This window comes from Pseudoduganella chitinolytica, from assembly GCF_029028125.1.
GTDB lineage: Bacteria > Pseudomonadota > Gammaproteobacteria > Burkholderiales > Burkholderiaceae_D > Rugamonas > Rugamonas chitinolytica.
Window position 1 is genome coordinate 2,325,381 of sequence record NZ_CP119083.1, and the last position, 12,540, is coordinate 2,337,920.

The following is a 12,540-nucleotide window of genomic DNA, read 5'->3' on the forward strand; positions in this document are numbered from 1 at the left end:
ACACACGGCACCCGCGACGGGACTACGCTGGGTGCAACGGCACTGGCGGCACGTCGTCGGGACGTACCGTGGCGGCCGGGCAAGCGAAGGAACAAGCGATGAAGACCTCGAAGCACGGATGGCGCGCGGGCGCCGTCATCGCGGCGGCCCTGTGCGGCACGCCGCTGGCGCTGGCACAAGCCCCCCCGGCTGCCGGCTGGTGGGGCGGCTCGTGGACGTGCACGATCGACGGCCGGCCGGCACGCATGGCATGGACCATGGTCAACGTCGCGGAGGGCGATTGCGAAGGCTCGGTCTGCACCCAGGTCGCCGGCGCCGAGTGGCGAGGCAAGTTCTCAGACAATGGCAGCCGTTGGGTACCGCTGACCAATCCCCGTCGGGGCAGCCGGGGCGGCCTGTATTTCAACCATGCGGATGGCAACCGCTGGTTCCTGCCCCGCCCCATCGACAGCCGGACGAAAGGCTGGACGACGTGGCAAGGCCAGCGCTACCCGCTGTCGTGCCGGCGGTGACGCGACGCCCGGGGCACCGGTGCGGGATGCATCAGGGTTTGCCGAACCCATGCCGGGCCAGGATGGCCTGGCCCGCGGCGGAAGTGGCGAAGTCGACGAACTGCCGTGCCAGCCGCGGCTGCGGCGCCCGCGCCAGCACGGCGATCGGATAGCGCACCGGGGTCACGGTGGCCAGCGTCGCCACCGCCTTGATCTTGTCCTTCTGTGCCATCACGTCGGTGGCATAGACGAAGCCGGCATCGACCTCGGCGCGTGCCACGTAGTCCAGGCTCTGGCGTACCGACGTACCGAACACGAACTTCGGCGCCAGCGCCCGCCACAGCCCGGCCTTGTCCAATGCCTCTTGCGTGTAACGCCCGATCGGCACGCTGGCGGGGTTGCCGGTAGTCAGGCGCGCCGCGCCATGCAAGTCCGCCAGCGAAGCGATCCGGCTGCCGGCCGGCACCACCAGCACGACGGTATTGCCGGCAAAATCGCGGCGCGTGCCCGCCGCCAGCAACTTCAGGCGGTTGGCCTTGTCCATCGCGTCCTGGTCGGCCGCCGCGAACACGTCCACGGGCGCACCCTTGGCGATCTGCTGGACCAGCGGGTCGGACGCGGCAAAGTTCAGCAGCACCTTGTCACCGGGATGGGCCGCTTCGAAGGCCTGCGCCAGGTCCTTGAACGCATTGGTCAGGCTGGCGGCCGCGGAGACGGTGAGTTCGGCGGCGCCAGCCCACAACGGTACGGCCAGCAGCAGCGCCGGCAGCATCTTCCTGTGCATCGTATCCTCGTGATCGTGGTCAAAAGCGCAATATACATCAGTATACGACGCCCTGACCATCGCCCGGCCGGACTAGCCCGACGGGCCGGCCGGCCCGCCCTCGATCCGCCGGTAGCGCCCGGCCACCGCCTGCAGGTCGGCGGGCCGGCCTTGCAGGAAAGCCGCCAGGAGGTCGACGCTGGCATGCACTGTCTCGGCCGGCCCACGGGCGCCGCCCATGACCTTTGCCAGCAACCAGCGCGCCGGCGGCGACAACAACAACGGCACGTCCGTGAAGCTGTAGTGGTTGGCCTGGGCGATCTGGTAGCGAAATCCCGCACTTTGCAGGTGCGCGATCAGGCGGCGGTTGCCCTGCAGGTACAGGGCCGAGTGCCGCGTCTCGCCACGGTCGCTCTCGATCAACAGGAACGGCCGGTCCAGTTGCCGCTCCGCCAGCGTGCCATACAAGGTGCCGTCCAGGTTGACCGCCGCCCTGACCCGCTCGTCCGTGCTCGCGATGGCGACCGATGCCGCCCCGCCGAACGAATGGCCGACGGCCGCGATGCGTGCGAGATCGAGCCGGCCGGCCAGGCTGCCCAGGCCGTCCGGATGCGCCAGCCTGTCCAGCACCGCACGCAGGTCCGCCGTGCGCACCTCGAGGCGCTGGCGCATATAGTCCAGCCGATCCGGATCGTTGGCGGCAAACCGTTCCACCGGCGTGGCAAGGCGGCCGTCGGCCAGTTGCGTCACCGACGCCTCGAACGGGTGGTCGACGGCCAGCACGACGAAGCCGCGGCTGGCCAGGTCGCTAACCAGCGTCGTGTAGAACGCGCGCGACGCGCCGTAGCCCGGCGAGAACAGCACGACCGGCCACGTGCGCCGGTCGGCCGCCACGGGCGCGCGCTGGATACCGTGCGTATCGATACGATCGTAGTGCGCCAGCACCGCGCCCGGCATGCCGGCGACGGCATCCGGCAGGCGTCCCAGGCCGTCGATATAGGCCGCGTGCACTCCGCCGGCACCGTGCGCGGCGGGATACCAGGCCTGCACCACGAGATTGCGGCGGTCGCCGGGAGCGCGGGTAGCCGGTTCCGGCCGCGTCGCATCGACCCAGCGGAACACCTGGGTGCCGACGGCATACGGCCCGTGCGGCGCCGGCAGCCCGGGCACCGGCAGGAACACCCAACTGGCGGCCAGCACGCCGGCCCCGCCCAGCAGGCCGGCGCACACGAGCGACTCTTGCCAGCGCGTGCGCCTTGCGCCCCGTGCCATGCGCAGCGCGGCCAGCAGGATCAGCGCGTAGACCGGCACGAACTGCCAATACCAGCCTTCCGCGACGACCTGCAGCACGCACCCGGCCGCCAGCAGGACCAGCACAGCGCAGGCGCGTGCCGGCCGCCCGGTCCGGCCCGCCATCGCGGCCAGCGCGCACAGGATGGCGCCGGCCAGCAACGCGCTGTCGAGCCAGGACATGCCGGCGCCGCTCAGCCGCCGGCCCGGGCCAGCAGGCCGAGGCTGTCCTTCAGGTTCGCCTGGAAGTGCTCGCGCTGGGACGGCACCCACATCGGCGGGTCGAACGTGGCCACGAGCCGGGCCGGCTCGATGCGGATCGTGCCCGCCAGCGGTTCGAGCATCAGGAACTCCTCGCCGCTGCGCTCGATCTGGAAACCCTGCGACTCCAGCTCCTTCAATTGTGCGGCCAGGACTTCGCGCAGCACGGCCGCCCGGCCGCCGTGCGGCACGGCGATCTCGATCGGCCGCAGGTCCGGCAGCGGGACCAGCACGGCGGCCGTGACGGTCGACTTGCCGGCGCCATCGGGGAACCTGAGCGTGGCGATGCCTTCCTGGACGATGCGCCGGACGTCGTCCACGCGGGCCGATGGGCCGTAGCCGGTGGCCGGCGTCACCAGGTGGTCGATCAGCGTCGTGACCGATTCGACCTTGCCGGAGGCGGCGACGTCCAGCCGGAACGTGACGGTGCCCTGCACGTCCTTGCAATCGTCGCGCTCCTTCAACTGCTCGGCCAGGTGCCGCTGCAGGTCGAGGATGGTCTTGCGCGCGGCGGCCGGGTCGAGCGCGCCCTTGACGACGGGCGAAGTGGGCCGCAGGTGGCCCACGAAAGCGATGCGGCCCTCGAGCGGGTCCATGCTGCCCTCCACGGTCTGCGTGCCGTGCACGATGCGGTCGTCGAACAGCAGCAGCTGGTTGAACTGCGCCGGCACCAGTTCGTACAGCGACTCGCCCTGCACGTGGTGCTTCTTGTAGCTGGGTATGCCGTCGCGCAGCAGCAGCGTCTCGCCGCCGGCGAACTTGCGCTGCTGCCAGCGCGTCAGCGAGTAGACGTAGCCCAGCGTGCCGTTCTGGAAATCGCTGTGCAGCCCCAGCGTGCACCCGTTGACCATCAGGTGCAGGTTGGGCACGCCCATCGGCAGCAGCCCCACGTTGTCGACGCACCACTGCTTCATGTGCTGCATGAAGCGGGCAAACAGCGCTTCCGGCACGACCTGCTGCGGTACCGTGCGCAGGTAGGTGTACATCTGCGGCGCGCAGAAGTACTGCCAGCTGACACTCTGCCGGTACGGGTCCTTGACCTTCGTATCATAGGCCGAGCGCATCGCTTCCGCCTCGGCGAAAAAATCGTTGACTACATGCTGCCGTTGAATCATCCCGCTCTCCGCTGCAATTGGTTGATGTGATGGGTACGGCGCACGCTCAGGCGGTACCATGTGCCCGCATGTCGCCCAGCGCGACCCGGATCTGGCGGTTGCCCGAGTACGGCAGGCGGCCGTGCGCCATCAGCAGGTTGTTGACCAGCAGGACGTCGTTGGCCTGCGTGGGGATGCGGATCGAGCATTCGTTCAGCACCGTATCGACCGTCCTGACCCAATCCGCCGGGATCGCGCTGCCGTCGCCGAAGAACACGGTGCGCGGGAATTTGTCGCGCGGGAAGTGCTTGCGCAGCAGGTCGCCCACTTCCTGCGGCAGCGCATCCGGGTGGTGCAGCAGGATCTGGTTGAACCACGCCTCGGTACCGCGCTCCGGCAGCGGCAACACGGCATGGGTGCGGAACGACACGGTCACGTCGTGCTCGGACGGGGCGTCGATCTCATGCCCCGTCGGGGCCATCTTGTCATGCAGCTCCTGCAGGTCGTTCACCTTGAAGAACTGCTGCCACGACGCGTCCAGCCCGCGGATGAAGCGGCGCCGGTAGACCAGGCCCTGCTCGCGAAAGCGCGCCAGCATGGCGTCGGGCATGGCGTCCAGCACCTTGCGCCCGTCCGACAGCGTCCACTCGCCTCCTTCGGGCGCCGGCTCCAGGCAGAAGAACAGCTGGCGCGACGGCCACGTATGGGTGTGCGACGCCTCGTTGTGGAACTGGATCTCCAGGTGCTTCGGATAAGGCGTGGCGAAGTAGACGTTCTCGCTGGCGCTGGCCAGTGGCAGGTCGCCGTAGTGCTTGTACAGCGTGTTGCAAGCCGCCGTCGCGCAGTCCTCGAACCCGGCCAGCCCGCCTACGTCGAAACCGCGGAACAGCACGTAGCCGTCGCTCCACAGCGCCGCGTCGATGTCGGCGCGATTGTGCTTGATCCAGTTGGCGAGAGACTCGCCTTGCGTGCCTTTAATGTTCATGGATTCCCGTCGTTCATGGTTGATGGATGGAGGGTGGCAGCGTCACGACATCGCCACCAGGATCTGGCGCGGCCCGTCGAACGGCATGCGGCCATGGGCCGCCAGTACGTTGTCGACCATCAGCAGGTCGCCCTGCTGCCAGCGGAACAGCCGCTTTTCCGCGTTCATCGCGTCGCGCACCACGGCCAGCGTGTCGTTGCCGATGCGGCCGCCGTCGCCGTAGTAGGCCGCCATCGGCAGGCCCGCTTCGATCTGTGCGCTGACGTTGCTGGCCATCGGCGTGTTCGAGGCATGCCACAGGTGGACCTGGTTGAACCAGACCCGCTCGCCCGTGACCGGATGCGTGCGCAACGCGGGCCGTACTTCCTGGATGCGCAGGCCGCCGTTGGGCTGCCAGGCGTAGCCGATGTCCATGTCGCGGCAATACGCTTCCACCGCGGTCCGGTCGTCGGTCTCGAATGCCTTGGTCCACGAGTTGTAGCGCGACTCGGCCGAAGCCAGGTTGCGCACGTACATCAGCTGGCGCCGCTCGAATTCCTCCACGATGTCCCAGGGCATGCGCGCCAGGATGCCGCGCGAGTCGGCGACCGGGGTTTCGCCACCGCTGGCCGGCGCGGTGGCGCAGAAGAAGTACAGCAGCTCCGGCCACTGGCGGCTGTAGGACATCTCGTTGTGCAGCGGGATCTCCAGCTGCTTGGGATATTCCGTCGACGTATAGACCCCTTCGGCGACCTGGCTGCGCGGCGACGTGCCGCCGGCATAGCCGCGCAGCTGCGGCGCCATCGCGCCGACGGCCATGCGGAAGTCCTCGGCGCTGCGCAGCGGGAAGCCACGCAGCAGCAGCGCGCCCGCGTGGCGCAGCAGGCCGACCAGGTCGGGCGCCGCCGCGCCGAACCAGCGCTGGTGGTCGGCGGCACCCGCGCCGGCCTCGATCAGGTAGGGGAAACCGGGCGTGGTCGTGACCTCGAAGGGCGCTTCCGCACAGATGCTTTCCATGGTGTGTTCGTCCAGTAGGGTAATCATCAGCCGAGATACCAATGTTTGAGGATTTCAGTGGCCACGATGGCGACGTGGGGCGGTTTCAGGATCGACAGGTGATCGCTGCCGGCAACGTTCACGACAGCCAGGTCGGGCTCCACGCCACGCCACGCGGGCACGTCGACCGCATCGCCGGCGTCGCCCGACGGCGCGACGAACAGCACGACGCCGGCGCCGCTCGGCTGCCCGGGCCGGTAGCCGATCGTGCACTGGCGGCAGAACATCGCGACGACGGGTTCCAGGTCGGCCGCCCGTGCCTTGGCGGGCAGCAGGCCGGCTTCCTTCATCCGCTCGCATACCAGTTCTACCTGGCCGGGTTCGTCGCGCCGGGCCAGGTCGTCCGCGTCGATGTGCAGCGCCGCGCCGGCATTGAGCTCGACCAGCTTGACGAACTGGCGCAGGGCCTCGTCGCGCCCCGCATGGCCCTGGTCGCGGGGCGCCTCGGTATCCACCAGCACCACTGGCGCCACCACCGCGCCGGCCTGCAGCAGCTGGCGCGCCGCCTCCAGCGCGATCCAGCCGCCGAACGAATGCCCGGCCAGGTGGTACGGCCCCACGGGCTGCACCGTCCTGATGGCCGCCACGTAGCGCGTTGCCGCCTCCTGCACGGTGGGCACCGGTCCAGCGCGCCCCAGCAGGCCCTCCGCTTCCAGTCCGATCACGGTGACACCGGCATCGAAGCCGCCGCACAGGTCCAGGAAGGACGTGGCATGCGCGCCCGCGCCCGGGATGCAGAACACCTTGCGTCCCTGGGGGCTGCCGGTGCGGACGACCACCGCCGCCGGATGCCGGCCGGCCTGCGCATGGCGCACGGTGCCGTCGATCCCGTCCAGCAGGGCCGAGATCGCGCTGCCCAGGCGCGCGGCGCGTGCCGGTTCCATCATCAGGCTCCAATGGTCGCCGCCGATGGGGTGGACCTGCAGGCGCCCGCGCAGCACGCTGCCCCAGCCGTTGGCGGGATCGGCCGCGCCCTGGGGCGTGGCCGTGAACAGGTGCACGGGGGCCTCGATCGGCGCCGCCGCATAGGCGTGCGCGCCCTGGCGCAGGTTGAACGCCAGCGCGACCCGCGCGTCGAACTCGTCCGCGCCGATGTCCTGGCCCAGCCAGCGCTGGCGCTTGGCGAGAGCGAGCGCCGCCGGCAGGTCGGGCGCTTCCATCAGCTGCGCCACGTCCGGGTCGGCCAGCTTGCAGCCCTGGTACTCGATATAGGACACCAGCAGCATCAGCTTGTCGGCCAGTTCGATCGTGTTGCCCGCGCTGCCGGCGCTGCCGCGCAGCCAGCTGTCGATCAGCCCCACGAACTCGACCCGCTGGCCCTGCGCGGCCAGCTGCCGCGCCACCTCGTAGGCCAGCACGCCGCCGGCCGACCAGCCGGCCAGCCGGTACGGCCCTTGCGGCAGCGCTTCGCGCAGGATCGACACGTAGCGCGCCGCCAGTTCCTCGTAGGTGGTCTCGGACGTGATGGTGGCACCGTCGGCGCGGATGCCGTACAGGCCCACTTCGGCGTCGATGTGCCGGGCCAGGCGCTCATATGACAGCACTTCGCCGCTGGGCTCATGAAGGAAGACCAGCGCCGGCCGGCTGCCGCCGTGGCGGATCGTGACCCACTGGTCCGGGGCCGGCGCGCCGCCGTGGTTGGCGCTGATCAGCTGGGCCAGCGCGCTCAGTTCCTGCGCCAGCAGCACGTCCTGCAGCGCCGCGTTATAGCCCTTCTGCTTCAAACCCTCGATCACCTGGAACACCATCAGCGAGTAACCGCCCAGGTCGAAGAAGTTGTCGTGCCGGCCGACCCGCTCGACGCCCAGCAGCTGGGCCCACAGCGCGGCGATGGTCTGCTCCACCTCGCCCTGCGGCGCCTCGTATGCCTGGTGCGCCAGGCCTTGCCCCTCCGGCGCCGGCAGGGCCTTGCGATCGAGCTTGCCGTTGGCCGTCAGCGGCAGCGCCGCCAGCGGCACGAACGCGGCCGGCACCATGTAGTCGGGCAGCCTGCCGGCCAGGCGCGCGCGCAGCAGTGCCGGGTCAGGCGCCGCCCCACCCTGCTCCGTCACCACATAAGCCACCAGACGCTTGTCGCCCGGGCTGTCCTCGCGGGCAATGACGACGGCTTCGCGCACGCCCTCTTGTCGCAGCAGCACGGCCTCGATTTCGCCCAGTTCGATGCGGAAGCCGCGCAGCTTGACCTGGAAGTCGTTGCGGCCCAGGTATTCGATGCTGCCGTCCTCGCGCCAGCGCCCCAGGTCGCCGGTGCGGTACATGCGGGCCGCCGCATCGCCAGCGAACGGATCGGGCAAGAAGCGCTCGGCGGTCAGCCCGGGGCGGTCCAGGTAGCCACGTGCGACGCCGGCGCCGCCGATGAATATCTCGCCGGCGACACCGATCGGCACCGGTTGCCGTTCCTCGTCCAGCAGGTAGACCCGCGCGCCCGGCATGACATGGCCGATGTTCGGCGTGGGTCCGTCGATCAGGCCGCAGGTGGCATCGACGCTGCATTCGGTCGGCCCGTACATGTTGAAGAACAGCGTCCCGTCCACGGCCGCCAGCTCGCGCCACGTGCCCGCGTCGATGGCTTCGCCGCCCAGCAGGAGCTTGCGCAGCGTTGGCGCGCGACCTTGCAGGAAGCCGGCACCTTGCAGCATGCGCAGGTGCGAAGGCGTGCATTCCATCGTCTCGATGCGGTGCTGCTCGATGAAATCCAGCAGCGCGGCGCCATCCATGCGGGTCTCCTCCGGCAGCAGGAACACCGTGCGTCCCATGGCCAGCTGGCCCCAGGCCTTGACCGCCATGTCGAAACCGAACGACGAGTTCCAGGCGATGCGGCGGCAGTCCGGCGCCACGCCATGGATGCACGCTTCCAGGCCGTGCAGGAAAGTCAGCACGTTGCGGTGCTCGACCATGACGCCTTTCGGCGTGCCGGTGGAGCCGGACGTGTAGATGACGTAGGCCAGGTGGGCGTCGGTCAGGCCGACGGCGCCGCCATCCGGGTCGTGCGTGGGGGCACCGCCCCAGGCGGTCTGCTCCCACGGCGCCTCGTCCAGCAGCACGCAGGCGCCGTCCGGCGGGATGGCGAGCCGCTGGCGCAGTCCGGCCTGGGTCAGCACCGCGACGGGCGCGCTGTCCTGCAACATGTGCGCCAGGCGTTCGTCCGGATGGACCGGATCCAGCGGCACGCACGCGCCGCCCGCCTTCAGGGTCGCCAGCAGTGCCACCACCAGGTCCAGGCTGCGTTCGGCGCAGATCGCCACGCGCGCATCCGGCGTCACGCCCAAACCGCGCAGGTGATGGGCCAGCTGGTTGGCGCGTTCGTTCAGGGCGCGATAGCTCAGCTCACGCCCTGCGAAGGCGAACGCCGTCGTGTCCGGCTGCGCGGCAGCCTGGTGCTCGAACAACGCGTGCAGCAAGCCGCCCTGTGCCGGCACCGCGGGGGCTTCGTTGAAGGTCTCCAGGACCAGGCGGCGTTCGGCCGCGTCCAGCAGGTCGATCCGGTCGACCTGGCGGCTGTCGTCTTCCACCATGGCGCGCAGCATGGCATGCACATGGCGCCAGTGGCGCTGGATCGTGCTCTCGTCGAACAGCGCCGTCGCGTAGTTGAGCTGGCCGCCGATGCGGTCGTCCTCCTCGTGCAGTTCCAGCGACAGGTCGAACTGCGCGAAATCGGGCGCGTTGGCCACGGCTTGCGCCGTCAGCCCCGGCAATCCCAGCTGCACCTTCGGGGTGTTGTGCCAGGACAGCATCACCTGGAACACGGGGTGGTGCGACAGCGAACGGGGCGGATTGAGTGCCTCCACCAGGCGCTCGAAGGGCACGTCCTGCAGGCTCTGGGCTTGCACCGCCATCTGCTTGGCCTGGGCCAGCAGCGCCTGCACGCTGGGCCGGCCCGACAGGTCCATCTTCAGCGCCTGCGTATTGATGAAGAAGCCGATCAGCGGTTCGACGTCGACCCGGTTGCGGCCCGCGTGCGAGCTGCCGATGACCACCTGTTCCTGCCCGGACAGGCGGCTCAGGACCGCGGCCCACGCCGCCACCAGCGTCATGTACATCGTGGTGCCGTGACGCTGGCTGAGCGCCTTCAGGCCCCGGGTCAACGCGCTGTCCATCTCGATGGCGACGTTGGCGCCCCGGTAGTCCTGCATGGGCGGACGTGGCCGGTCGGTCGGTATGGCCAGCAGCGCGGGGGCGCCGCGCAACTGCTCCACCCACTGCTGCAACTGCTGCTGCAGCAGCGGTCCCTGCAGCCACTGGCGCTGCCACACGCCATAGTCGGCGTACTGGATCGCCAGCGGCGGCAGCGGATCGGGACGGCCGGCGTGGAAGGCCTCGTACAGCGTCGAGAACTCCTGCGCCAGCACGCCGGCGGACCAGCCGTCCGAGATGATGTGGTGCGTGGTGACCAGCAACACGTGGTCGTCCTCGGCCAGGCGCAGCAGGCGGCCACGGATCAGGGGGCCCAGGGCCAGGTCGAACGGCAGGCTGGCCTCTTCCTTGCCGATCCGTTCCACCGCCGCCATGCCGGCACCGGCCAGGTCCTGGCGCGCCAGCGCGAAGCCGCGCGGCTCGTCGATCACCTGGCGCACCTGGCCGCCGATGCCGACGAAGCGCGTACGCAGCACCTCGTGCCGCGCGACGATCCGGTCGAGCGCCGCCTGCAGCGCGGCCGTGTCGAGCGGACCGCGCAGGCGCACGGCATCGGGCACGTGGTAGGCCTTGCTGGCACGGGCGTCGACGCGCGAGATGAACCACAAACGCTGCTGCGCCAGCGACAGCGGCAGCGGCGCGGAGCGGTCGGCCTTGCCGATCGCGCTGAGCGTCTGCTGGCCCGCCTGCGCCACGTCCAGCGCCAGGTCGGCCAGCCGGGGGTGGGTGAACAGCACCGACAGCGGCAATTCGATCCCCAGCCGTTCGCGCAGCTGGGACACGAGGCGCACCGCCAGCAGCGAGTGCCCGCCCAGCTCGAAGAAGTTGTCGTGACGGCCTACCCGCTCGACCCCGAGCAGGTCGGACCAGATCTGCGCCAGCGTGGTTTCGATGGCGCCGATCGTCGCCTCATAGGCGCGCTGGACGAACGCGTGGCCGCTCGGTGCCGGCAGCGCCTTGCGATCGAGCTTGCCGTTCGGTGTTTGCGGCAGCGCGTCCAGCGGCACGAACGCGGCCGGCAGCATGTACTCGGGCAGCGCCTGGCCCAGTTGCGCGCGCCACGCCGGCGCGTCCGGCGCCAGGCCGGGTTCCATGACGACATAGGCCACCAGGCGCTTCTCGCCCGGCACGTCCTCGCGCGCCAGCACGACCGCCTCGCGCACGCCGGCGATGCGCGCCAGCTGCGTCTCGATCTCGCCCAGTTCGATGCGGAAGCCGCGGATCTTCACCTGGAAGTCGTTGCGGCCCAGGTATTCGACGGTGCCGTCGGCGCGCCAGCGCCCCAGGTCGCCCGTCTTGTACAGGCGGCCGCCCGGCAAGGCCGTACCGGCAACGAACGGGTCGGCCAGGAAGCGCTCGGCGCTCAGGTCCGGCCGGCCCAGGTAGGCCCGCGCCACCTGCACGCCGCCGATGTGGATCTCGCCCGTCACGCCCAGCGGTACCGGCTGGCCCTGGGCATCGAGCAGGTAGATGCGGCTGTTGGCGATCGGCGCGCCGATCGGCGGCAGGTCTTCCCACTCGTCGGCGGGGCTGGCCAGCACGTGGGCCGTCACCACGTGGCTTTCGGTCGGGCCGTAGTGGTTGTGCAGGCGTGCCTGCGGCGCGTGCCGGAACAGCTGGCGGATGGACGGCGTGATGCGCAACTGCTCGCCCGCCGTGATCAGGTCCTGCAGGGCCGGCAGCGGCCGCTCCTGCTGCGACCACAGCTCGGCCAGGCCGTTCAGGGCGATGTACGGCAGGTAGATGCGCTGCAGGTCCTGGCCGCGCATCCAGTCGGCCAGCGCCGGCAGGTCCTGGCGCACCGTCTCGGCCACCAGCACGAGGGTGCCACCGCTGGTCAGGGTCGAGAAGATCTCCTGGAACGCCACGTCGAAGCCCAGCGCCGCGAACTGCAGCGTGCGGGCCGGCAGCGGCAGGTCGTCGCGCTGCCAGCGCAGCAGGTTGACCAGGGCACGGTGGGGCATGCACACGCCCTTGGGCTGGCCGGTCGAGCCGGAGGTGTAGATCACGTAGGCCAGGTGGTCCGGCGTCTGCATGCCGGCCGCCGGATCGTCGGCCGGATGGTGCGCCCACGGCGACGGCGCATCCAGCTCGGCGCACGCCACGCCATCGGGCAGCGCGAAGCGCGAGCGCAGGTGCGACTGGGTCAGCAGCGCGACCGGCGCGCTGTCGTGCAGCATGTGGGCCAGGCGCTCGTCCGGCAGCACCGGGTCGAGCGGCACATAGGCCGCGCCGGCCTTGAGCGCGGCGACGATGGCGACGACCAGGTCCAGGCCACGCGCCAGGCACACGGCCACCCGGTCGTCCGGCTGCACGCCCAGCTCGCGCAGGTAGTGCGCCAGCCGGTTGGCACGCGCATTCAGCTCGGCGTAGGTCAGGCGCTCGCCGTCGAACTCCAGCGCGACGGCATCCGGGCCAAGCGCCACCTGCCGCTCGAACAGCTGGTGCACCATGGCGTCATCGTCGTCCTCGCGCCAGGTCGCGTTG

General features: G+C 70.4%; 7 protein-coding genes. 1 reads left to right on the forward strand and 6 read right to left on the reverse strand.

Annotation, left to right across the window (positions count from 1 at the left end; all coding sequences use genetic code 11):
* The first annotated feature begins 98 nt into the window (after nucleotides 1–98).
* On the forward strand, nucleotides 99–512 hold the full coding sequence (locus PX653_RS10290; protein ID WP_277417796.1) for a DUF6006 family protein: 414 nt from the start codon (nucleotides 99–101) through the stop codon (nucleotides 510–512).
* A gap of 31 nt (nucleotides 513–543) precedes the next feature.
* On the opposite strand, the gene modA is transcribed toward PX653_RS10290, so the two are convergent.
* From modA to PX653_RS10320, 6 genes are all read right to left on the reverse strand, one after another.
* Complete coding sequence (modA, locus tag PX653_RS10295) at nucleotides 544–1,275, reverse strand: molybdate ABC transporter substrate-binding protein (RefSeq protein ID WP_277417797.1); 732 nt, start codon at nucleotides 1,273–1,275, stop codon at nucleotides 544–546.
* 72 nt (nucleotides 1,276–1,347) lie between these two features.
* Complete coding sequence (locus PX653_RS10300; RefSeq protein ID WP_277417798.1) at nucleotides 1,348–2,727, reverse strand: alpha/beta fold hydrolase; 1,380 nt, start codon at nucleotides 2,725–2,727, stop codon at nucleotides 1,348–1,350.
* Between the two features lie 11 nt (nucleotides 2,728–2,738).
* The gene (locus tag PX653_RS10305) at nucleotides 2,739–3,920 is read right to left on the reverse strand and encodes a hypothetical protein (RefSeq protein ID WP_277417799.1); all 1,182 of its coding nucleotides are present in this window, start codon (nucleotides 3,918–3,920) and stop codon (nucleotides 2,739–2,741) included.
* Nucleotides 3,921–3,966: 46 nt separating this feature from the next.
* The gene (locus PX653_RS10310) at nucleotides 3,967–4,884 is read right to left on the reverse strand and encodes a TauD/TfdA family dioxygenase (protein ID WP_277417800.1); all 918 of its coding nucleotides are present in this window, start codon (nucleotides 4,882–4,884) and stop codon (nucleotides 3,967–3,969) included.
* A 42-nt stretch (nucleotides 4,885–4,926) separates the two neighbouring features.
* Nucleotides 4,927–5,880 carry a TauD/TfdA family dioxygenase gene (locus PX653_RS10315; protein WP_277417801.1) on the reverse strand — a complete coding sequence of 318 codons (954 nt, stop codon included), beginning with the start codon at nucleotides 5,878–5,880 and terminating at the stop codon, nucleotides 4,927–4,929.
* A gap of 26 nt (nucleotides 5,881–5,906) precedes the next feature.
* Complete coding sequence (locus PX653_RS10320) at nucleotides 5,907–12,506, reverse strand: non-ribosomal peptide synthetase (RefSeq protein WP_371876471.1); 6,600 nt, start codon at nucleotides 12,504–12,506, stop codon at nucleotides 5,907–5,909.
* Nucleotides 12,507–12,540: the final 34 nt, after the last annotated feature.